16 protein-coding genes are annotated in these 22,972 nt (G+C 64.7%); 3 read left to right on the top strand and 13 right to left on the bottom strand.

Annotated features, from left to right (window positions below; all coding sequences use genetic code 11):
* Positions 1-879, bottom strand: coding sequence for a pyridoxal 5'-phosphate synthase lyase subunit PdxS (gene pdxS, locus C6Y32_RS05600; RefSeq protein WP_105204440.1), 879 nt, complete (start codon positions 877-879; stop codon positions 1-3).
* Between the two features lie 200 nt (positions 880-1,079).
* Here pdxS and pdxR point away from each other — a divergent pair, with 200 nt between their 5' ends.
* Both pdxR and C6Y32_RS05590 read left to right on the top strand, forming a co-directional pair.
* The gene (gene pdxR / locus C6Y32_RS05595; RefSeq protein WP_164998148.1) at positions 1,080-2,471 is read left to right on the top strand and encodes a MocR-like pyridoxine biosynthesis transcription factor PdxR; all 1,392 of its coding nucleotides are present in this window, start codon (positions 1,080-1,082) and stop codon (positions 2,469-2,471) included.
* 142 nt (positions 2,472-2,613) lie between these two features.
* A complete protein-coding gene (locus tag C6Y32_RS05590; protein WP_129589395.1) occupies positions 2,614-4,959 on the top strand; it encodes an HAD-IC family P-type ATPase in 2,346 nt (781 codons plus the stop codon).
* Between the two features lie 310 nt (positions 4,960-5,269).
* On the opposite strand, the gene C6Y32_RS05585 is transcribed toward C6Y32_RS05590, so the two are convergent.
* Together C6Y32_RS05585 and C6Y32_RS05580 are read right to left on the bottom strand one after the other, a co-directional pair.
* Positions 5,270-5,554 (bottom strand): hypothetical protein, encoded by a 285-nt coding sequence (locus C6Y32_RS05585; RefSeq protein ID WP_105204351.1) that lies wholly within the window; start codon positions 5,552-5,554, stop codon positions 5,270-5,272.
* 890 nt (positions 5,555-6,444) lie between these two features.
* Positions 6,445-7,131 carry a radical SAM protein gene (locus tag C6Y32_RS05580; RefSeq protein ID WP_105204439.1) on the bottom strand — a complete coding sequence of 229 codons (687 nt, stop codon included), beginning with the start codon at positions 7,129-7,131 and terminating at the stop codon, positions 6,445-6,447.
* Positions 7,132-7,737: 606 nt separating this feature from the next.
* On the opposite strand from C6Y32_RS05580, the gene serS reads away from it, so the two are divergent.
* On the top strand, positions 7,738-9,018 hold the full coding sequence (gene serS, locus C6Y32_RS05575; RefSeq protein ID WP_105204438.1) for a serine--tRNA ligase: 1,281 nt from the start codon (positions 7,738-7,740) through the stop codon (positions 9,016-9,018).
* A 973-nt stretch (positions 9,019-9,991) separates the two neighbouring features.
* Here the strand turns inward: serS and C6Y32_RS05570 are convergent.
* The 10 genes from C6Y32_RS05570 to C6Y32_RS05515 all read right to left on the bottom strand — a co-directional run bounded on the left by C6Y32_RS05570 (position 9,992) and on the right by C6Y32_RS05515 (position 22,961).
* Positions 9,992-10,540 carry a DUF5714 domain-containing protein gene (locus C6Y32_RS05570; RefSeq protein WP_105204350.1) on the bottom strand — a complete coding sequence of 183 codons (549 nt, stop codon included), beginning with the start codon at positions 10,538-10,540 and terminating at the stop codon, positions 9,992-9,994.
* Between the two features lie 243 nt (positions 10,541-10,783).
* Positions 10,784-12,154 (bottom strand): FAD-dependent oxidoreductase, encoded by a 1,371-nt coding sequence (locus C6Y32_RS05565; protein ID WP_105204349.1) that lies wholly within the window; start codon positions 12,152-12,154, stop codon positions 10,784-10,786.
* A 23-nt stretch (positions 12,155-12,177) separates the two neighbouring features.
* Complete coding sequence (locus C6Y32_RS05560; RefSeq protein ID WP_105204348.1) at positions 12,178-12,600, bottom strand: RrF2 family transcriptional regulator; 423 nt, start codon at positions 12,598-12,600, stop codon at positions 12,178-12,180.
* 28 nt (positions 12,601-12,628) lie between these two features.
* A complete protein-coding gene (locus C6Y32_RS05555) occupies positions 12,629-13,096 on the bottom strand; it encodes a rhodanese-like domain-containing protein (RefSeq protein WP_105204347.1) in 468 nt (155 codons plus the stop codon).
* A gap of 615 nt (positions 13,097-13,711) precedes the next feature.
* Positions 13,712-15,634, bottom strand: a complete 1,923-nt coding sequence (locus tag C6Y32_RS05545; RefSeq protein ID WP_105204345.1) for a sensor domain-containing diguanylate cyclase — start codon at positions 15,632-15,634, stop codon at positions 13,712-13,714.
* Between the two features lie 268 nt (positions 15,635-15,902).
* Entirely contained in the window at positions 15,903-16,442 is a 540-nt protein-coding gene (gene dcd / locus C6Y32_RS05540; protein WP_105204344.1) for a dCTP deaminase, read from the bottom strand.
* Positions 16,443-16,476: 34 nt separating this feature from the next.
* On the bottom strand, positions 16,477-17,625 hold the full coding sequence (locus tag C6Y32_RS05535; protein WP_105204343.1) for a DUF4317 domain-containing protein: 1,149 nt from the start codon (positions 17,623-17,625) through the stop codon (positions 16,477-16,479).
* Between the two features lie 299 nt (positions 17,626-17,924).
* On the bottom strand, positions 17,925-19,121 hold the full coding sequence (locus C6Y32_RS05525; protein WP_105204341.1) for a hypothetical protein: 1,197 nt from the start codon (positions 19,119-19,121) through the stop codon (positions 17,925-17,927).
* Positions 19,122-19,132: 11 nt separating this feature from the next.
* Positions 19,133-20,227, bottom strand: coding sequence for a nucleoside hydrolase (locus tag C6Y32_RS05520; RefSeq protein ID WP_164998147.1), 1,095 nt, complete (start codon positions 20,225-20,227; stop codon positions 19,133-19,135).
* 16 nt (positions 20,228-20,243) lie between these two features.
* The gene (locus C6Y32_RS05515) at positions 20,244-22,961 is read right to left on the bottom strand and encodes a transglutaminase-like domain-containing protein (protein WP_105204339.1); all 2,718 of its coding nucleotides are present in this window, start codon (positions 22,959-22,961) and stop codon (positions 20,244-20,246) included.
* Positions 22,962-22,972: the final 11 nt, after the last annotated feature.

Raw genomic sequence — 22,972 nt, 5'->3', positions numbered from 1 at the left:
CTACCAGCCCCGATCGGCCATTTTCTGGCTGTCGGGGATGTCGCGCAGCTCGATGCCGGTCATAGCCTCACCCAGCCCCTCGGACACCCGGGCCACCACCTCCGGGTCGTTATAGTAAGTGGTGGCCTGAACGATGGCCCTGGCGCGGCGGGCGGGGTCTTTAGACTTGAAGATGCCCGAGCCGACGAACACCCCTTCACTGCCCAGGAGCATCATCAGCGCCGCGTCGGCGGGGGTGGCCACGCCGCCGGCGGCGAAGTTGACCACCGGCAGCTTGCCGCTCTGCGCCACCTGACATACCAGATCGTAGGGGGCGGCGATCTCTTTTGAAAAGGTCATGCGCTCCTCGGGCGGCAGGTTTTGCAGGCGGCGGATATCGGCCTGCATCTGCCGCTGGTGGCGCACCGCCTCGACGATGTTGCCGGTGCCCGCCTCGCCTTTGGTGCGGATCATGGCCGCGCCTTCGCCGATGCGGCGCAGCGCCTCGCCCAGATCGCGGGCACCGCAGACAAACGGCACCGCGAACTGGTGCTTATCCAGGTGGTAGCGGTCGTCGGCGGGGGTGAGCACCTCGCTCTCGTCGATAAAATCGATGCCCAGCGCCTGCAGCACCCGGGCCTCGGCGATGTGGCCGATGCGGGCCTTGGCCATGACCGGGATGGTGACGGCGGCCTGTATCTCTTTGATCATTTTGGGGTCGCTCATGCGGGCCACTCCGCCTTGGCGGCGGATGTCGGCGGGGACGCGCTCCAGGGCCATAACGGCCACGGCGCCCGCCTCCTGGGCGATCTTGGCCTGCTCGGCATCGGTGACGTCCATAATGACCCCGCCCTTGAGCATTTGGGCCAGATTGCGGTTGAGTGTGCTTCTGTCGTCCACGGTGATCTTCCTTTCTGGCGCACAGCGCCGGTGACAGTACAGCCGGCCCATGAGCGCCGGGCCGCTGATCGGGCGGCGGGCGCGGGGCCTTGGATACAGCGGACCGTCAGCTGCCGGTTGCGCTGGGTATGAAAGTATGGTACAACAGGAGTGTACGTATAGAAATATACAATTTTTATATTCTTGATAAGGACAGTTTTATGTTCAACTACATGTTTCAGATAGACCGCAGCCGGGACCTGCCGCTGCAGGCCCAGCTGTGCCAGCAGGTGCAGCAGGCACTTTTGAGCGGGGCGCTGCCGGGTGACAGCCCGCTGCCCTCGATCAGGGGGCTGGCGGCCATGCTGGGGGTGAGCAAGACCACAGTGGAGAGCGCCTACGCCCAGCTGCTGGCCGAGGGCTACATCGTGAGCCGGCCGGGCAGCGGCCACCGCACCGCCAGCTTGCAGGCGCTGCCCCCCACCGCGGCGGTGGCAGCTGCGGCGGCCGAGGGTGGGGACGGGCCGCCGGTGACCTACGACATGAGCGGCAGCACCATCGACCCGCAGAGCTTCCCCACCGCGGTGTGGAAGCGCTACCTGGGCCGGGCGCTGACCGACGCGCCGCCGGCCGGCGGCTACGGTGACGCGCAGGGCGAGTACCCGCTACGGCAGCAGCTGGCGGCTTACAGCTACCGCTCGCGGGGGGTGGTGTGCAGCCCCCAACAGATCGTGGTGGGGGCCGGCGTGCAGAGCCTGCTGGCGCTGCTGTGCGCCGTATTTCGCCGCCGCGCCGCGCGCGGGGACGGCACCCCGCTGGCTGTGGGGCTGGAGAAACCGGGCTTTTTGCAGGCTCGGCAGGTACTCTGCGACCACGGCTTTGCGGTGTGTGAGTACGAGTTGGACCAGCTTTTGGCCGGGGCGCTGCCGCCGGTGGCCATGCTCTACTGCGACCCGCAGAACCCCGGCCACGCCGGACACTTTGGCGCGGCGGAGAAGCTGGCCCTGCTGCGCCACTGCGACGCCCGGCAGTGCTTTTTGCTGGAGGACGACTACGCCGGCGAATTTCGCTACCTGCAGCGGCCCATACCCGCCCTACAGGGGATGCGGCCGCAAAACGGCCAGGTGATCTACATGGGCTCGTTTTCGCGGCTGCTGCTGCCCAGCATCCGCGTGAGCTACCTGGTGCTGCCGCCGACGCTGCTGCCGGACTACCGGGCGCTGGGCCGGGCCTACAACCAGACCTGCTCCTCCACCGAGCAGCTGGCGCTGAGCGGCTTTATCGCCGACGGGCACCTGTACCGGCACATCGGGCGGCTGCGGCGGCTGTACGGGCAGAAGAGCCGCCTGTTAAAAGAGGCGCTGCGCAGCGCTTTTGGCCGCCGGATAAAGGTGCTGCCTTTTGACAGCGGGCTGCAGCTGCTGGTGGAGATAGACTGCCCCCGGCCCGGCGCGGAAATAGAGTCCCGCTGCCGGCAGGCCGGCCTTATCTGCCAGGCGGTGCCGGTAAAGAGCGGTCAGCGGCCGCGGCTGCTGCTGGGCTTTTGCGCGCTGCCGCCCGAGAAGATCGCCCCGGCGGCGGCACTTTTGTGCGCGGTGTGCGACCGCCCCTGACCAGCGGGCCAAACAGGCGGTGCAGCGGCGCAATTCTTACCAAAAAGTGAAAGATTTATGACGCTTTCGGCCGCTGCCTTGTCAAGCGGCGGCCGGGGTGGTAGTCTACTTTACAGACTACAAAAAGAGAGGAAACAGACAGATGCCGAGCAGCCGAGCCGATACCGACCTGCTGGCCCGTGAGGGCCTGAGTGAAGAGAGCGCCGCCGAGCGCGCCCGTCAGGGACTACTGAACAAAGACGCCACCCCGCCCACCAAGAGCATCGGGCGCATCGTACTGGACAACACCTTTACCCTGTTTAACCTGGTCATTCTGGTGCTGGGCGGGGCCATTTTGGCGGTGGGCTCGTACAAAAACGCGCTGTTTATGGGTATAATGGTGGTCAACACGCTGGTGGGCATCGTGCAGGAGGTGCGCACCAAGCGGGTGATGGACCGGCTGTCGATCCTGTCGGCGGCGCGCGTACAGGTGGTGCGCGGCGGCGCAGTAAAGCCGGTGGGCCGCGAGCAGGTGGTGCTGGGAGACGTGATGGAGCTGTGCCGGGGCGACCAGATCGTGGCCGACTGCCAGCTGCTGACCGGCGCCTGCGAGGTGAGCGAGGCGATGCTCACCGGCGAGAGTGACCCGGTGCACAAAAAGCCGGGCGACACGCTGCTGTCGGGCAGCTTTTTGGTGAGCGGCGGCGGCCGGGCGCTGGTGACCGAGGTGGGCCAAGCGGGCTACGCGGCGCGCATATCGGGGCACCAAACCCGCACCGAGCGCCCCCAGTCGCAGATATACGGCTCGGTGCGGCGCATCATCAAGGCGGTCTCGGTGGCTATCGTGCCGGTGGGGGCCCTGTTTTTGTACAGTCAGCTCTCGATCGACGGGGCCACGGTGCAGCAGGCCATCGTCTCGACCGCGGCGGCGCTGGTGGGCATGATCCCCGAGGGGCTGGTGCTGCTGACCACCTCGGTGCTGGCGGTGGGGGTGATCAGGCTGGCGCGGCACCGGGTGATGGTGCAGGAGCTGGTGTGCATCGAACAGCTGGCGCGGGTGGACGTGCTGTGCCTGGATAAGACCGGCACCATCACCCAGGGGCAGATGAAACTGGAGGAGCTGGTGTGCGCCGACGGGCAGGACAGCGACCGGGCGGCAAAGATGCTGGCGGACTTTTGCGGAGTGATGGCCGGCGACAGCCCCACCCTGGACGCGATCGCCGCGGTGCACTGCAACCGGCAGCTGGCGGTCGACCCGGCGGCGGTGGTGCCGTTTTCGTCGGAGCGCAAGTACTCGGCGGTGCAGTTTGACAGCTGGGGTAGCCTGGTGCTGGGCGCGCCGGAGATCGTGCTGCCCGGGGCGCTGGACACCGCCTTTGGCGGCCGGCTGGCCGACCGGCCGCGCCACAGCCGCACGCTGCTGTTGTGCCAAAGCGCACAGCCCCTGACCGGCGACGCGCTGCCGGCTGCACTGCGGCCGGTAGCGGCGGTGCTGGTGCAGGACGTGGTGCGCCCCCAGGCCGCCGACACGCTGCGCTACTTTGCCGAGCAGGGGGTGGCGCTGAAGGTGATATCGGGCGACGACGCACAGACGGTGGCGGCTATCGCCCAGCGGGTGCAGCTGCCGGGGGCCGAGCGCTATGTAGACGCCACCACCCTGCAAAGCGACGGCGACATCGCCGCCGCGGTACAGCAGTACACGGTATTTGGCCGCGTGTCGCCGGAGCAGAAGCAGAAGATGGTGGCGGCCCTGCAGCGGCAGGGGCGCACGGTGGCTATGACCGGCGACGGGGTCAACGACGTGCTGGCGCTGCGGCAGGCCGACTGCAGCGTGGCGATGGCCTCGGGCGCGCAGGCGGCGCGCAACGTGTCGCACCTGGTGCTTTTGGATAACGACTTCTCGTCCATGCCGCGGGTGGTGGCCGAGGGGCGGCGCAGCATCAACAACCTGCAGCGCTCGGCGGCCATCTTCATCGTCAAGACCATCTACTCGATCTTGCTGGTGGCGCTGTTTTTGCTGCTGCACCGGCCCTACCCGTTTGCCCCCATCCACCTGACCCTCATCAGCGCGCTGGCTATCGGCATCCCCTCTTTCGTGCTGGCGCTGGAGCCCAACCACGAGCGGGTGCAGGGCGACTTTTTGAAGAACGTGCTGTACCGGGCGCTGCCGGGCGGCTTTTCCACAGTGCTGATGGTGGTGGCCACCGCGCTGCTGGGGCCGCTGCTGGGCTTTACCGCGGCGCAGGTATCGACGCTGTGCGTGTTCTTCACCGCCGTGGTCGGCTTTTCGCTCATCGCGGTGCTGTGTCTCCCCTTCGACTGGCTGCGGGCGGCGCTGCTCATCTTCATCGTGGCCGCCTTTTTGGCGGGATCGCTGCTGCTGGGGCCGCTGTTTTCCATGTCGGCGCTGACGCTGCCCATCGCGGTGGCGGCGCTCGCCGGCGGACTGCTGGCCGCCGGGCTGTTTGCCGGGCTGTCGCACCTGGTGGAAAAATTTTTGCACGTGTGATGAGTTGGGAGGCTCTTCCCTACCGTGATAAAAAAGGCGCACAGCTGTTTTGGGCTGCGCGCCTTTTTTGCGCCGGTGGGGCGGGCCGATACCAGTGGCCTGCGGCATGGCTGTGGCGGCGCTGTACGTGGAGCGTGCGCCCGCCGCCGGCGGCTAAATGCGGGGCGGTGCGCGTTTGCGGTAAAAAAAGAGCACCCGGGCGGGTGCTCTCTGGGATGTTTTTTTGGGGTGCTGGGGCGTATTGAGGGGGTCTCTTTCATCTGTTGCCGGGACGGTGGGGCAGCAGATAGCAGCGGGGCGGCTGCCGGGCCTAGCGAATGTCGCGGTCGCTCTCGGGGCGGCCGGCGGCCAGGTAGCGCTTCAGGTACTGCAGCGCCTGGGCGGCGGTGTAAAAGCTGTGCGTGCGGCCGGTGATATAGGTGACGGCATCGATACACTCGGCGCGGCTGTAGGCGGCGGGGCGCACCTCCTGCAGGGCCTGCTGCAGGTCGGCATCGCGGTCGACGCGGTACCGCAGGTCGGATATGTACAGATAGCCGGCCCTCTGCGCCAGGTAGGCGAGCAGCCCCGGCTGGTCTTTAGCGGCAGATCTCATGAAACATCTATCTCCTCCTGTTGGCGCCTTGGGGTGCACTGACCGGCAGCGGGCTCCGCTCTCCCGCCCGCCCAGGCCGGCAGCGGCCCCCGCGTGTCCGGGGCCGCACGGGGGCGGCGGGCGGGAGAACACGTTCGGGCGGGCCGCTGCTTGCCGCGCAGGGCGGCAACGACCGATAAAGCAGACTTAATCGTTCTGCTGTGCTATACTCACTTTTAAGAAGATTTTGCCAAAAAAGGTGCTGTGAGCGGCCAAATATGGCGGTCGTGGGCACCGCCGGGCGCCGAACGCAATTTTCTACATTTTCCCAGCAAAAAACTGGCGGGCGGGGCGGCAGAGAGACTTTGAGACTCTCCCCCCTGGACCGATGGCGGGGGTGCGCCGACACCTGCGGGCGCGCAAAAACAGCGGCCCCAAAAGCCGATGGTACGGCCGCCGACCGGGCAAACAGCCGGCGGTGCTGTAAACCGGGGAACACCGGCTGGTCCGGGCACGGACAGAGCTGCCCCGACGACGACAAATGGTGTACTGGGGCGAGCCCCCACAGGGCGGCGCGAACCCCCCTGCCGATAGCGGGACGGAGGCGGACAGTGATACCGCAAAACACAGGCAAAAAACGGCCCGTTGGCACAGAGCATGAGCGGTGGGAGCCGTTGCAGCAGGGGCACAGGGGCGATAAAGTAGAGTACACAGCGGGGCGGCATACGGTGAACGGTGAAAAGAGAGCGCCACGCTCAATATCCGGGCAGTGGACTGGTGGACTGGTGGGCCGGTAGACTGGTGGGCTGGAGACCGGCGGTGGCTCAAAAGTAAAACAGGCCGCCCTACCTCGCTGTCGGAAAGCGGGGTAAAGCGGCCTGTTTTTCACGGACTGCACGCCTGGCGGGGCTTTAGCCCACGCCGAAATCGGTGTTGTCGGTCAGGAAGTCGATGCGGGGGTCGTTTTGCAGGTGGGCGTATTTTTGGCAGAACCACTGGGCCAGCTGAGCGTCGGCGCGCACATCGGTGCTGTTTTCACAAAACACGTTGATACAGCCCAGGGGAAAATGCTCGAGCAGTATCTTCACGTCGCGGTCGAGCATCTCTTTGGTCTGGCCCTGGATGCCCACCAGCAGACACACCGAGTCGAAGTAGCGGCGGACCTCCTGCAGGTCGTCGTAGACGATCCCCTTTTTGAGCACCCGGTTGCGAAAATCGTCGTCGAAGGTCTCGATACCGCACTTGAATACGATGGGGACACCGAAGTAGTCCCGCACCTCCTGCAGGCGGTGGCGGTAGGACCAGTGGCACTCAAAATACAACTTTTTGATCTGCTTTTGCTCGACGACCCGGCGCAGGGCGGCCATTGTGCCGGGGGTGAGCTCGAACACGCTGCCGGAGTTGATGACCTCCAGCTGGCCGGTCTGGCCGGTGACCCGGGCCAGCACCGACGCGTTGACCCGGTCGCAGAGCAGCTCGTCGGTGGAGTTGTCGCGGATATAGTCGCAAAAGGCACAGCGGCCCCAGGCGCAGGGGCCGCCTTTGAGCAGCACCAGCTCGCGGGCGTGGTGGCCGGGGATGACGCTGTAGCGCTGCAGCTGTGTGGACTGATCTGACGGCATGGCTTGTAACCTCTCTATCTTCTGTATTTTTGTTTTTAGATACGACAATTTTGTACTGTAACACGCCGGCGGAAAAAATGCAACCGGCCGGCGGCAGATGCGTCACCGGTCGGCGGGGCGTGTACCGGGGCTGCGCGCAGCTTTTTGGCGGGGCAAAACCGACGTGCGGGCGGCAGGTGGCAGGCCGGGCGGTAGGTTTTACTTGCATGTGGGCGCAAAAGTGGTTATAATAAAAACATGTTATGTGGCGCGGCGCGGTCTGCCGTGCCGACTGGGCGACGATGGGAAAGATGGCCTGTACGCGTTACTCCCCTCTTTTACAGAGAACCGGCGGCAGCTGAGAGCCGGCAGAGAGGGGCGGGCCGGTCCGCTCCCGGAGCTCTCGGCGACGAGCCGAAGGACGGTACCCTCTATCGTACCAGACGAGTGGCCGGCAAAGTGACTGCCGGCAATTTGGGTGGCAACGCGGAACGTCTTCCGTCCCATGTGTAAAAACAGGGGTGGGAGGCTTTTTTTGTGGCCCGCAGCGCGCAAAAGAGCGTTTTCCGCCCCGCCCAGAAGTATATTGAGGAGGCAGATACGATGCTGGATATCAAACTGTTGCGCACCGACCCGGAACTGGTGAAGGAGAACATCAAGAAAAAATTTCAGGATGAAAAGCTGGTGCTGGTGGACGAAGTGGTGGCGCTGGACCGGGAATTTCGCACGGTAAAATCGCGCTGTGACGAGCTGCGCAGCCAGCGCAACTCCATCAGCAAGCAGATCGGCGCGCTGATGGGTCAGGGCAAAAAAGAGGAGGCCGAGGCCACCAAGGCTCAGGTGGCCGCCATCGCCAAAGAGCTGGCTGAGCTGGACGAAAAAGAGACCGAGCTGAGCGCCCAGATCCGCCAGCGGATGCTGGTGATCCCCCAGATCATCGACGAGTCGGTGCCCATTGGCAAAGACGACAGCGAGAACGTGGAGGTGGAGCGCTTTGGCGAGCCGGCGGTGCCCGATTTTGAGGTCCCCTACCATGTGGATATCATGGAGCGGCTGAGCGGCATCGACCTGGACAGCGCCCGCAAGACCAGCGGCAACGGCTTTTACTACCTGTGCGGCGACATCGCCCGGCTGCACTCGGCCATTTTGTCGTACGCCCGCGACTTTATGATCGACCGCGGCTTTACCTACTACATCCCCCCCTACATGATCCGCAGCAATGTGGTCACCGGCGTGATGAGCTTTAGCGAGATGGAAAACATGATGTACAAGATCGAGGGCGAAGACCTGTACCTCATCGGCACCAGCGAGCACTCGATGATCGGCAAATTCATCGACACCATGCTCACCGAGGACCAGCTGCCCCAGGCGCTGACCAGCTACTCGCCCTGCTTCCGCAAAGAGGTGGGGGCCCACGGCATCGAGGAGCGGGGGGTGTACCGCATCCACCAGTTTGAAAAGCAGGAGATGGTGGTGGTGTGCCGCCCCGAGGACAGCGCCGACTGGTTTAAAAAGCTGTACCAGAACACGGTGGACTTCTTCCGCTCGATGGATATCCCGGTGCGCACGCTGGAGTGCTGCTCGGGCGATCTGGCCGACTTAAAGGTCAAGAGCATCGATGTGGAGGCCTGGTCCCCCCGCCAGAAAAAGTACTTCGAGGTGGGCAGCTGCTCCAACCTGGGCGACGCCCAAGCCCGCCGGCTGGGCATTCGCGTAAAGCGCAAGGAGGGCGGCAACTACTTCGCCCACACCCTGAACAACACGGTGGTGGCGCCGCCGCGCATGCTCATCGCCTTTTTGGAAAACAACCTGCAGGCCGACGGCCGCATCGCCATCCCCGAGCCGCTGCGCATGTACATGGGCGGCAAGGCGTACATCGGCTAAAAGGTCCGGTGCAAAAACGGAGCCTGTCGGGGCCGAGCGCTGAGCGCCGGTGGGCTGGCGGGCCGGTGGGCTAACGTGCTGGCGGGCCGGTGGGTTCCGGCCATACTTTCAGCGCGTTTCAAACGCGATCAAAACATGCCTGAGACAAACCCGAAACGCGCTCTAAGCATGCTCTAAACCTGCTCCGGGCGGGCCCGGTGGGCAAAAATAGAAAAGCGGCGTGCAGAACTGCTCTGCGCGCCGCTTTTTGTAGTGAGGTGTGAAGATGGCCGCCGCGGGGGCGCCAGCTAATCAGCTAGAAAGACAGCGGGCCGGGCTGTTTGCCCCAGCAAGACGGGCGCATCGCCATCCCCGAGCCGCTGCGCATGTACATGGGCGGCAAGGCGTACATCGGCTAAAGAGCGGCGTATTTTCGGCCTGTGTCCCCTGCGGGCGGGCCGGCGCCCGGCAAAATAGAGAGAGCGCGCGGCGCGCGGTAGCAGTTACCGCGCGCTGCTCTCTTTTGCTGTTTTGGGGGGCGGAGGGTGGGCAGTCTGGACGGCGGGAGCTGGGAGAGCGCGGAGAAGCCGTCTGTGGGGAGGTGCGGGATAGGTGGGTCATCCAGGCGCGGCGGTAGGGCCAGGTGGGCGCGGCGGGGGTGCCGGTGGGTGACAGACGGCGTAGCAGCGGCCCTCCCCTGCCCAGCGCGGCGGCGGGCGGGCAGTCTGGGTGGTGAGAGCTGGGAGAGCACAGAAAAGCTGTCTCTATAGGGAGGTGCGGAGTAAACGGGCTATTCGGGCGCGGCGGCTGGGGCCTATAGCAGGTGGGCGCGGGCAAAAAGCGCCTGACTATGCCGGGCGGCGGCTCCCGATGCCGCCCGGCACAGGACAGACGCAGCCACGGCCCACAGCGCAAAATAAGGCCCCCGGCAGAGACCGGGGGCCTTTGTTATGCGGCAGTGGGCGGCGGCGTAAGTGGGCGGTGGCCCGGCGGTTCACCCCCCAAAAAAGGGGCAGTCGGCGCCGAGACACTGCTGGTTTTGGGGCGAAAAGGTGCAGCGGGGCTTACTTTTGGGCAGCTTGATGCCGTACTGCCGGTCGACAAAGTCGATCGCCACCGACAGCGACAAAAAGGCGTTGCGCTTACAGCAGCGGGGCCCCCCTACTGCGGCGATCGCCTGCAGCGCCTGCGAGACAAAGCTGAGATTGTCGCTGTAGTACTGGTCACTGCTGAGCGGACCGGTGCCGTGCAGGATGGAGAGCGCCGCGCCGACCGAGGACGCCGAGCCGCAGACGCCCCACTGCCCGCAGGTGGCCCCGGGCATCTGCCGGCCGCGGCGGATCATCTCGTCCAGCGCCGCATCGAGATCGAAATCCACCCCCGCGCTGTGCAGCGCCGACAAAAAGCAGGCGCCGTCGAGGACGTGGTGCTCGGGGCCGTGCATATGCACATAGTCCTTTTGCATCATCTGGCAGAGATGCTTTATAGGGCTAGTCTCGGTGGAGCGCAGGCACTCCTCTTTGATCTGCTGATAGATATCCACCGCGTTGTCTCTTCTCTCCTTTTTTGATATCACCGGGCGGTGGGCCTTTTCAGCCGGTGGCGGCGCTGTTTTAAGGGCGGCACACACCGCGCCCCGCACCGGCAGGCAGCTGGGGCGGGGCGCGGGCTGTTACATTTTGTGCCGGCGGATATAGAGCGGTATCACACCGCCTCAAACTGCCCTAAACTATCCTAAACTGCTCCAAATTGCCCCCGCCGGGTGCAGGTGCTGCCGAGGTGGCATCTACCGGACGGCGGCCAGCAGGTCGCCGATGCCTTCGGCCATGGTGGGGTGGGTGTAGATATTGTCGCGCAGCACCGTGTACGGCACGCCGATATCGATAGCCAGCTTAAAGATGTTTATCAGCTCGTGGGCTTCGGCCCCGAACAGGTGCGCGCCCAGAATGCGGCCGCTGGCGGCCTCGATGACCACCTTGAACAGGCCGGTAGTCTGGCCCAGGACCTGGGCTTTGGGGATGGCCGCCACCGGCAGCCGGGCCACCTGCACAGACAGGCCCCGGTCTTTGGCCTCTTGCTCGGTGAGACCCACCCGGGCCATGGGCGGGTCTAAAAACACGCTGTAGGGCACGGCGCCGCGGTTTTGGGTGGTGCGGCCGCCGTCGCCCAGCAGCTGCGACTTCACGATGCGGCTGTCATCCAGTGAGATGTAGGTGAATTGCAGGCCGCCGGCCACATCGCCCATGGCCCAAACGCCGGGGGCGGTGGTGCGCAGCTGCTCGTCTACCTGTACGGCGCCGCGGTCGGTGAGGGCCACCCCGGCCCGCTCGCAGCCAAGGCCCTCGGTGTTGGGGTGGCGGCCCACGGCCACCAGCACTGCCTGGGCGCTGAGCGCACGGCGCTCGCCGGCCTGCTGCAGGTACACGGTGGCGGCGTCGGGGCCGTCCTCCACCCGCTGCACCTGGGCGCCAAACAGCAGCTGTACGCCGCGGTCCTGCAGGCTCTGGCGCACGGCGGCGGCCACCTCGGCGTCCTCGCGGGGCATAAAGTCGCCGGTGTTCTGCACCACCGTGACCCGGGCGCCGAAATTCTGGTAGTAGGAGGCGAACTCCAGCCCGATGTAGCCGCCGCCGATGATGACCAGCTCGGCCGGCAGCGCATCCAGCTCCATCAGCGTTTGGCTGGTGTAGGTATAGCGGCTCTCTTTTAGCCCGGGGATGGCGGGCAGGTTGGGCTGGGCGCCGGTATTTATAAAGATGTGGCCGCCCTGCAGCTGCTGGGTGCCGCCGTCGGGCAGCGCCACCGACAGCGTTTGGGGGCCGGTGAAGGCGGCCCGGCCCAGGATCACCTCGACCCCGGCGGATTGGAGCTTGGCCAGATTTTTTTGCCGCAGCGCCGCGGTGAGCCGGCGCTTTTTGGCGACGGCCTGCGCGTAGCGGGCGGCCCGGTCGGCAAAACTGCCGCCCTGGGCGGCGGACATGCGGGCGCTGTGCTCCAGCGATTTGCTGGGGATGCAGGCCACGTTGATGCAGGTGCCGCCGTACATCTGCGCAGACTGCTCGATGAGCGCCACCCGGCGGCCGGACCCGGCCAGCGCGCCGGCCAGCGTTTTGCCGCCTTTGCCAAAGCCGATGATGATATCGTCGTATCGTTTCAAAAGAAAAGCCTTCTTTCTGTTCGTCAGGCGGCGGGGCCGCCGAATATCTGTGCGGTGAGGTCGCCGATGGCGATGCTCTGCAGCCGCTTTTGGCACAGCTCGTCGAGCTCGCGGTAGATGCCGTCCATGACGGCGCCCATGCCCGAGGCGACCAGACAGTCCATATCCACGTCGCCGCTGCGCCAGCTGACCTCGACAAAGCGTACCGACAGCGCCGCCGCCACCTGGCAGAGCGTTATGTCGGCGGCCGGGCGGGCCAGCAGGTAGCCGCCCGCGCCGCCCTCACGGGTGCGCACCAGCCCGGCGCGGGCCAGCTTGGCCAGCACCCGCCGCACCCGCACCGGATGGGTGCAGATGTTTTGGGCCAGCTGCTCGCTGGACTGGGTGCAGTTTTTGTGGTCTAAAAACACCAGCGCGTGTACGGCCAGTGAGAGATCTCCGTTCAAAGTGCTGATACCTCGCTGTTTGCAGTATTTACTGGGGGGCGCTCTCGCCCCCGGTGACGGTGTCGTAGGGCCAGTCGATGATGCCGCCCATATCGTATACCTGCCGGTAGCCGATGGCCAGCAGCTTGTCGGCCGCCTGTTTGCTGCGCGACCCGCTGCGGCAGTAGAGGATGATGGGGGCCGACTTGTCGGGCAGCTTTTCGGGCGGGCGGCTGGCGATAATGTCGTTTGGGACCAGGATCGCCCCGGGGATGTGGCCCTGGGCGTACTCCCCGGCGGTGCGCACGTCGACCAGCGTGACGCCGCCGGCGTCGATCATCTCCCGGCCCTGCTGGGGGGTGATCTTTTGATAGGTGCCGGCGGGTTGGGCGCTCTCGCCGCTCGAGCTCTGGCCGTCCGGGGCGCTGCCGCCGGCGGACGGCTGGCTGCCGGCGCCGCAGCTGCACAGTACCAGCGCGGCAAGCAGCACCACAGCGGCGATCTTTACCTGCTGCATGGGGCACACCTCCTTTTTTTCATTACTGTAATCATACTGGTTACAGTTTGTTTTGTCAAGAGAATTAGAGAAATTTTATCCGAATAACAGCGGCGGCGGGCTGCACGCGGTTAGATGCGGCGGCAAACGCTGCTCGGCGGCCGGTCGGCGGTTGGGCGGCGGTGGCCGAAAGGCGGCCAAAGCGGCGCCGGCCGCGGACCATGCTTGCGGTGATGGAACTTTTTGTGCGGCGGCTCATTCTGTGGGGGCGCCGGTGATGGCGGTGGGCGGTGGGCGGTGAACAGTGGAAGTCGGCGGCGCTGTCCGCCGGCAGCGCCCCCTGTTTTGCCGCTTCTCCCGGCGGGCAGGCGGCTCGTCTGCCGCCGCTCGCGCGGCCGGTGAGATCGCGCGGCGGACCGTCGAGGTCGCGTATAAGACCGCGCCCGACCACCCAGGTCATATAGCCCATATGACCCCATACAGCTCTATACAAGCTCTATACAGGCCCTACACCCTACACAGGCATACGGGCCCCTGCCCCGGTCTGTCTTGGTCTGCCCCGGTCCGCAAAAGAGCAGAGCAGGGGGACCTTACTCGATCAGGCGGTCCCCTGCTCTGCTCTTTTATGGGTGGCGGCTATGCCGGCGGCTCTCCGGTGAGAGCAAAGCCGCATTTGCCCTGCTTTTTGACCTCATAGAGGGCGGCGTCGGCCCGGCGGTAGAGTCTTAAAAAGTCGCTGCCGTCGGCCGGGGCCAGCGACACCCCCACGCTGGCCGACACCTGCCAGCTGCCGCTGGCGGTGCGGTGCTGATAGCTGAGCGCCTGCACCAGCTCGCCGGCCAGCTGGACCGCCCGCTGATAGTCGCAGTTTGGCACCAGCGCGGCGAACTCGTCGCCGCCGATACGGCCCACCACCGCCTCGGGGCCAAAGTGCTCCACCAGCTTATGGGCGAAGCTCTGGATGACGGTATCGCCGAACTCGTGGCCCAAGCTGTCGTTGGCGTTTTTAAAGTTGTCGATATCGAGGATGAAAAAGCCAAAGGGGCCGTCGGCACTGCGGGCCAGCCGCTGCTGCATCTCGTGCTGGGTGGCGGTCTTGGTGTACAGGCCGGTCATCTCGTCGGTGTGGGCCAGCCGCTGCATGCGGCGCTGGCGGCGCTTTTCGGCGTCGATATTCTGGCGGTAGGTGAGCATGTGCACCGCGCCGTCGCCGGGGTTTTCGATGAGGCGGGCGGTGATGCGCATCCAGTAGTAGTCGCCGCCGGTGGAGATCATGAACTCGTACTGCAGCGTGTCGCGGCCGGCGCGGTAGCAGTCCAGCACGTTTTGCGGCGAAAAGGTGTCGATATAGCCCTGTCTGAACTCCTCTTTGATCTGCTTTTGGGTCACGATGCGCAGCGCCTGGCTGAAGGGGGTGCCCGCCGGCGCGCCCAGGCTGGCAAAGTAGTCGGCGGTGGCCTGGTTGGCCGGGCGGTCGCCGGTGATATCCAGCTCGTAGATGTTTTCAAACAGCTGCTCGGTGGCCTTTTGGAACACCGAGCGCCGCTCCTGCTCGTTTTTTTGCAGCAGCTCGACGATGCGGCGGTTGTAGCTGCGTATCACCAGCGTAATGACCAGCAGGATAAGGCCGATGATCACCGCGATGATGGCCGCCGTCTGCCCCACCTGCCGCTGCAGGCCCTGCATGAGCGAGCCGGTGTTGCGCTGCACCACCAGGTGCCAGCTCAGCTCGGGCAGGTAGCGGGCGACCAGGTAGTCGCGGTCTGTTTTCGTATCGCTCCACAGGCTGAGGGCCTCCCCTTCCTCGCGCCAGCCGAGCAGCTGCCGCCGCACGCCGGCGCTGTAGGGACAGAGGGCAAAAAACGACTGCTTCTGGTAGCCGGTATAGGCGGTGGAGAGCTGGATGTCGCCGCTGTCGTCGATCAGGTAGGCGCTGACGCCAAAGGTCTCCTGGTAGCTGCGCAGCAGCGCCTGCAGCCCCTCGATGCGCACCCCCACCCCCACGATGCCCAGCACCTGGCCCTGCCCGTCGCTGATCTTGCAGTTCACGAACACCGTGATCTCGTTTTGGGCGGCCTCGTCGTTGTCGACGTTCATGGCGTAGTCGTCGCCGCTTGCCAGCAGCTGGTAGTACCAGTCGTTCTCGGGGTCGCCGGGCGCCAGCACCCGGTCGAGGCCCTCAAAGTTATAGTAGCGGCCGGTGGCGGTGGAGACTAAAAACACCGAGTCGTAGCTGTATTTTTGGCGGTAGGCGTCGAGGTAGCGGCGCAGCGTCTCGGTAAAGGCGGGGTCTTGCAGGTGATCGGGCTCCCGGGTCAAAAAATCTTGCAGCAGGCGGTCGCCAGCCATAGTCAGCGACACGTGCACCGGCTTGGTAAAGGCGGTGGAGAGCTGGTGGTAGATATCCTCGCTGGTCAGGTCGGAGACCTGCTCGATGTGCTGGATCGAGGCGCCGTAGTTGGTGCGGTAGCTGAGCGCCGCGGTGACGGCGAACCCCACCAGAATGACCAGGCAGACCAGCAGATTGGTCCGCAGCAGCATGCTCTTTTTGTGTTTCATTGCGCGCCCCTCCCCCGGGAGCCGGCCGCGCTCGGCGGGTGCGCCGGGCCGGTGCCGTACGGCAGCCCTTTTTTTCATAGTACCACGATCGGGGGGGAAAAGATATGCGCCGCCCAAAATAATCGGGCGGCGCCAGTTGAGGGGGACAATTTAGGGGCGATTTGAGGACAGATCGAGGAGAGTTTGGGGGCGGTTTTGAGCGGTTTTGAGCGAGTTTTGGCAGTTCGCGGGCAGTTTTTGAGCAGTTTTGGGAAATTTTGGGGCAGTACTACTTTTGCAGCTCCAGATCCTGCGCGATGCGGGAGCCGGTGGCCCCCCGCTGGCCCTGATACTTGCCGCGGTAGGGGTTTTGGGCGGGGGCGTCCATGCGGGCGAACACCAGCTGCCCCACCCGGCGGCCGGCGCGCAGCTCGATGGCGCTGCGGCTGGCGTTATACAGCTCCAGCGTGATCTCGCCCTCAAAGCCGGGGTCGACCCAGCCGGCGTTTTGGATGAACAGGCCCAGCCGGCCGATGGAGCTGCGGCCCTCTACAAAGGCGGTGAGATCGTTTGGCAGGCGAAAGTACTCCATGGTGGTGGCCAGCACGAACTGGCCCGGCAGCAGCAGGTAGCTCTGGGCGCGGATGGTGCGGTAGCGCACCTCGCTGTCGAGGTAGACGATGCCGGCGCTGGTCTCCTCGGCGATGCTGTAGGTGTCGCCCAGGCGGATGTCGACGCTGGCCGGCTGTATCTGGCCGTCGTCGAGCGGCTGGATGCCCAGCGTTTTTTGCCGCAGCAGCTGGCGGATGGTTCTGTCGGATAAGATCATGGCCGGTCCTCCTTTTTTGGGGGGCGGCTGCCGGTCACTGCTCGGCGGGGCCGCCATGTAGGGTGATGTTGACGCCGTTTACCTCCACCCCGTCCTCGGCGCGGATGAGGATATATTTGCTGCCGTCGATCACCCGGGTCTCGACCAGGTGGCTGCAGGCAGGGGCGGTGCGCACCACCACGTTGGGGGTGCGGATCTCGAACTGCTTGACGTCGACGATGTTTTTGGGACTCAGGTCGGCGTCTTTGCCAAACGCCTCGTCGTACTGCTGCACAAAGGCCTGGGTGCGCTCGGGCGGCAGACCACAGCCCTCCAGCACCCGCTTGACGGTGTATTTGGAGATGCGCAGCGGCTCCTCCTCTTTGTTCACCTTGTGGGTCTCGATCATCTGGCACAGCTCGTCGCTCACCGCCTGCACCACCTCAAAGCTGCAGTCCTCGGCCAGCGTCTCGCCCAGCACGGCGCCAAAGGTCTCTTTTTGGGCGGCGGCGGGCATAGGCGGCTGGCAGCAGAACACCGCGTCGACAAAACCGTCGTGCACCTCGGCGGCGCTGCGGGTATAGTAGAGCGCGCTGTAGATGTTGGCGCTGCGGTCGTCGAAGGCGGGGAACATAAAGCCCAGTTCGGGCGCGGCGAGCACCCAGTCGGGCTCGCGGCTGTGGAACTGGCTGTCCTGCACGTAGTAGCTCAGCGCGGGCTTGGTCAGCTTTACCGGGCACACGCTGCACAGTATGTAGGAGAAGGTGTCGGAGGCGGCGTCTTCCAGCCGCTGGCCGTCGGCGGAGCGGTACGGCACGTCGTACACGTCGTAGGCCAGCATGATGAGGTAGTTGCCCTCGATATCCAGCGACTGGATGGCGGTGTCGAAAAAGGCCTGCACCGCCTCTTCGTCTTTGAGCGCGCTGCTGCGCAGGGTCATGAGCTGCTTGTGCTCGGGGCCGTCTAGCACCTGCTGGGTCATGAACTCGATATCCATCAGGTTTTTGCCCAGCGTGCCCGACAGCGTTTTTTTGAGGATGGAGAGGATCTTCTCGGCGTCCTCCTCGCTCATCATCGACAGCGGCTGGTCAAACTGGGAGATGACCTCCCGCTTCTCGTTGACGTAGCAGCCGCGGATGTGGCTGATGTTGGACTTTTCGGGCCGAAAGCGGCGGCGGATCTCGGCGATCTCTTTTTCGTTCATGGGGCACCTCTTTTTTGTGACTTTATGCGGGTAAAAAGCCGCCGGGGCCGGCCGGGCCAAAAGATGGCCCGAGACCGGCAGACAGCGGCGGTATACAGCTTAAAACAGGTGCTGCCGCCGCGCGGGCGGGCCTTGTTTGGGCCTTATTGGGGCCTGTTTGAGACGGGCGCCTCGCCGGGGGCGGCAGCGGGCGCACCGCCGTATGGCGGCCGCCCAAAAGCCTTATCAGTGTACCATATTCTATAAGAAGTGTCCATCCATAAACGGTGTAAAAACGGGGCGAACGGTGTCGGCGGATATCAGGTATCCGGACGGAATGCCCAGCCGATGACCGGATAGAAGTAAGAGAGGCGGTGGATCTCGATAATGCTGGTCTCTTTATCCCGCTCGACGGCGCAGGAGATCGCCACATCTGACTGGTGCAGGTCCAGCAGCGGGTCGCTGAAGTCCAGCTTCTCGGTGCTTTTTTTGCCGGGGGCCCGGTACTCCAGCGTGCACAGGCTCAGGTGCTCCGACAGCGCCGGCAGGTGCAGGGTGAAGAAAAAGCCCTGCTCGTTGCGCACCGCGCCCAGGCCAGTGGCGCTCAGCGTGGGTGAGAGGTCCAGCTGGCGCTCCAGCGATACCTGTCTGCCCTGCTCGCGCAGGATGGGAAACTCGATCTGGGCCGGGGGGTCCAGGTAGTACGAGAACTCGAGCCCCTGATAGACCAGGTCGCCGATTTCGGGATAGTGCTCAAACGGCGCGCGGCTGGTCTTTTTTAGCTGTTGTCGGTAGAGCACCAGAGTGTAGTCGGGCCCGCTCTCGAGCACCTGCTCATACACCGCTTGGCGGCTCGTGTCCTCTCCGCCCAGCTGTACCCGGCTGAGACTGGGGCTGGGCAGCTCAGCGGCGCTGTCGCTCTGGCAGTACACCAGTATCTCGCGGCGTTCGTCGCTCAGCGACCAGGCCGACACCTGGACTGCGCCGTCGGGCAACTGCCAGCTCTTGTTCACCGCCTGCCGAGTCTGCAGCCGCTGCAGGGCAAACGGCTTTTGGCGATGGCCGTCTATGGCCAACTGCACCTCGGTGGCGCCGGGGGGCAGCTGCTCCTTAAAAGCCAGCGTGTAATAGGTGTGAAACACCCCGTTTTGACCGCTGTAAAAGGTGGGGTAGCCGGCGCTGGAGGCGGTGAACGGGACCCCCTCCACCCAGGCGGTGGCAGTGAGCTGGCTGTCGGCCGCCTCCAGCTGCATAGAGGCCAGTTCCATCTCGTCAAAGCTCTGTAAAAACGGGTTTTGGTAGCTGCGCCGCACCACGGCATAAGCCCGGCCCCGAGGCGATACAAACACCCCTTCTACGTGCAGCACACCGGCGCTGGAGGCGTATTCGGGCACAGCGCGCACCTTTTGTACTGCCAGCCAGGCACCGCCGGCCAGCATAGCGCCCAGCGCCAAGGCGACCGCGATACACTGGATGAGCACCCGTCGGGGCGAGTGCGGCTTTTTGAGCAGTTTCATGGTGGGGCCTCCTATTTGTACTTGCGGTAGTAGCGGGGCATGTAGAAAAATGCGTCGTCGTAGCCCCGATAGTCGGCAAAGCCGGTGACGCGGCGCACGCTGCCCATGGCATTTTCGCCGCTGTAGGCGCGCTGCACCGCCACGCTGCCCATATCGAACGCGATCTGCTGGATATGCAGCGTCTGGTAGGTGAGCAGCCGGTCATCGATCAGGCTGAGCAGGGCCATCACGCTGGGGAACGTGGCCCGGTCGCGGTACTTGCCCGAAGCCTTATACTGCTGGCGCACCAGGCGAAACACGTCGCTGTAGACGCTGTCGGGGGACAGCCAGGAATCCAGCGAGTTCTTTTTTCCCTTTTGCGGGACGTAACCGAGCCGGTACTGCTCGGCGCCCGAGGCGCCGATACTGGTGATGGGGATACCGCTGCCGAGCACCTTTGTAAAAGCGGCCTGATCGTTAAAGAGGTCCGGCTCGCCGCGCATGATAGAGGCGGTGATCCAGCCGTCGCGCTCGGGCATCTGGTCGTAATTGCCAAAGCCGGCAGTGGTGGTGATACCGGCCACCAAGTGGGCAAAGTCGGGGTAGGTGTCGAGGGCCTTGGCCACGTTGGTAAGAGGTCCCATACACACGATCTGCAGCCGCCCTCCTTCCTCTTTGGCTATCTCGTACATCACCTGCCAGGCGGGGCGGGGGTCAAGATCTTTGGCGGGAGTAGGCAGCACCACTTCGCCCAGTCCATTTTCGCCGTCGGCCCCATCCTGCAGCACCGCATACTGGTCGAGCGGCCGCCTCTCCCCCAGGGCCACCGGGCAGGAAAATTCGTAGAGATCAGCCGCCGAGAGCAGGTTGACCCCCGCCTGTTCCAGGCCGACTACCCCGTGGGTGACGGTGATGGCCCGCAGGTCGAGCTTGTCGCAGGTGTGTACATAGCCCAGAGCATAAAAGTCGGCTATATTGCCGTCGCTATCGATGAGCAGTGGGGTGCGCTGCTCGAGCGAGGTGGTGATGTGCGGCGGTACCCAGCCGATGCTGTGGGTTTCGCTGCAGCCGTTGAGAAGGCCGGCCGCCACCCCCAGTGCCAGCAGCACAGCCAGCAGTTTTTTCACGGTACTTCCCCCCTTTTTACCACAGCGCCTGTATGAGGCGCAGCCGCAGTCGCCTGATGGGGCCCAATGTGCGATACAGCGCTTCGACGAGGCCCTGGGTCTTTTCCAGGCAGTCGGCCATCTGTTGAGCGGTGAGCGGCTGTGCGCCAAAGCCAACGGCCAGCACCCGCTGCAGCAGCTGGGCAAAATCCTCCCGCTGGCGGTCACTCTGGGGCGGCAGCGCCCGGGCCAGCGCCTGGTAGTAGGCCTGGTAGGAGGCCCCAGCCGCCACCTGTACCCCCGCGCAGGCCAGTACCCGGCGGGTGTAGCGGTACAGAGCCACCGCGTCGCGGCGGGCATCGCCGGTGTAAAAGCACCGTTTTTCCCGGTGCAGCCGCACATAGCGGCGCAGGCCCAGATACAGCAGCCAGCAGGCCAGCGCCAGCACCAGCAGATAGATGAGCGCCCAGCCGATGGTTAGAAAGCTGAGGTTATACACCCGGGAGGAGAAGGTGCCGTATTTTTTGAGTGCCTGGCCGATGCTGGGGCCGGCGGCGCTCTCGGCCTGCTGCTGTACCTGTTGAGGCTGAGTGCCGGCGCTCTCTTTGACGGTCAGTGGCTGGCCCGTGTACAGCGAGGGATCAAAATCGGTCTTTTGCACAAAACCCGGCGACACCTCTACCGGTACCCAGCCAAAACCATCGATATAGAGTTCTACCCAGGCGTGGTGATTTTTTTCGGTGAGCGTGCAGGTGTAGCCCTGTGCCGGCAGTTGACTGCCGTCGGCGGCGGCGAGCTGGGTGACAAAGTCGGCGGTGCCGGCCTGCAGGTCGTCGGGGTCAGCTCGATAGCCCTCTACATAGCGGGCGGGGATACCAGCAGCGCGAAACATGGCGGTGGCCGCCGAGGCAAAATGGGCGGAATGTCCCTGTTTGGTCGTGTATAAAAAGTGCTCGATATAATCCTGCCCCTGGGGCGGGCGCGGATTTTCAATGAGCGAAAAGGTGGCGGTAGCCGCCAGATCGGCGCGTACCCGCTCCACAAAGCCAGAGAGACTGCCGGCCTGCTGGCGCGCCTGCGGGGTGTAAGTGGACCGGATCTGCCAGAGGCTGTTTTCGGGCAGGCGGGTGTAGTAGTCGTATACGAAATCGCGGTAGCAGCTCTCGTCTGCCAGCAGTACCGCAGCACTGCTATTTTGCTCTGCCGCCGCCTGCAGCGGGCCCAGCATATCGCAGTCTAGCAGCGACGGCGTGGCCCAGTAATCAAAAGAGTAGCTGCCGGCGTAGCGGTCGGTGCGGGGAAACATGGTGGCGTCTGGGTCCACCTCGGTGGGCACGTCGATATACACGTTTTCACCGGTGATCTTGTCGCGGCCCATATCGAGGGTAGTGGTGTCGCGGTAGCTGGCGTGGTACGGGATATAGGTAAAGCGGCGGGTAGCCAATTCCATCACGTCCAGCAGCAAAATATCGGTCTGGCCGCGGTACACGGTATCGAGTGCCGGGTTTTTGATGACCGGGCCGTTTAGGGCCAGGTAGTCGGCGGGGATGTTCTGCACGTGGCGGCCGCTGCTCGAAAACTGACGGCCCTCGCTGGCAGCGCGGTCCTCGGCCAAGCTCTGCCACCGGTCACCCAGGTACGCGGCGCCCACAAAGCCCTTGAAGTATTGTGTCTGCCCCGTATTGGCCGCGCGCAGCCGCAGGTCGCGCGGCTCCTGCATGTACAGCATAGAGGTATAACTGGTGGTCATGGCCACCTGGCCATTATACAGGTCGCAGGCCCGCTGGCCCGCCTTTCTGGGCACCAGCGCTTTGCCCAGCCGCTGCCGAACTGCCAGCACCGGGGCGCTCTGGTACACCGGCGGCGAGAACACCGCCAGGCCGGCCACCACCGAGAGCGCAAACAGCGCCGTGAGAAACACACAGCAGGTAAGACCCGCCCCGTAGCGGACCTCCTCCTGCACAAAGCGGCTGACAAACAGCGAAGAATAGGTGCCGCCCTTTTTTAGGCGCGTGCAAAACTGGGCGCGGCGGCGGCTGCCGTGCACCGAGATCTGCAAAAAGCCCACCAGGACCCAGCCGATGATCAGCGCCACGAAGGCGATGTAGTTGGGCTGCATATCGTAAGACATACCCACCATCAGGCAGGCGCCGGTGGGCAGCGCAAAGAAAAAGATATTGGGCCGACACAGCACCGCAAAGGCGGTAAACAGCAGGCAGAGCGCGAGCAGGTAGAACAGGCAGACGTGGATGTTTTCCAGCGTGTCGTGCTGGGCCGGCAGCCGCAGCGGAGCTATAAAGCGGGTGGTAGAGAGATTGATGCGGTCGATCACATCGTTGACTATGGCATACAGGCCCCAGCGGGCCGTCTGGGTGCCGGCACCAAAATACCAGGTGGCGCCGCCAGCGGCCAGTATCACCACTGCGCCGGTGATGTGGGGGTGGCGGCGCACCACCGGCAGGCAAAACGGCAGCGCTGCCCCGGCGGTGGCGGCGGCCAGCCACTGCGGCGGCAGACGCCAGTCGGCGATATCGTAAAGTGAAAAAAAGGTGCACAGAAAGCTGGCCGCACAGTACAGATACAGCGCCAGCGCCATGAAAAAGCGCCACCGGGGCAGCTTTTTCTCACTGATGTCGCAGGGCTCTTCATCCAGCACGAAATCCTCGTTTTGCAGCAGCGGGGCCCGGTCTTGGGGGGCGGCCCGGTGCGACAGGCGTTTTTTAAGCCAGGATGGCAAACTGATCGGGTGTTTCAAGGCGGACCCCT

The sequence above is a fragment of the Neobittarella massiliensis (ex Bilen et al. 2018) genome (genome assembly GCF_900289145.1).
Lineage (GTDB): Bacteria > Bacillota > Clostridia > Oscillospirales > Ruminococcaceae > Neobittarella > Neobittarella massiliensis.
This window is presented reverse-complemented; position numbering and strand designations above follow the sequence as displayed.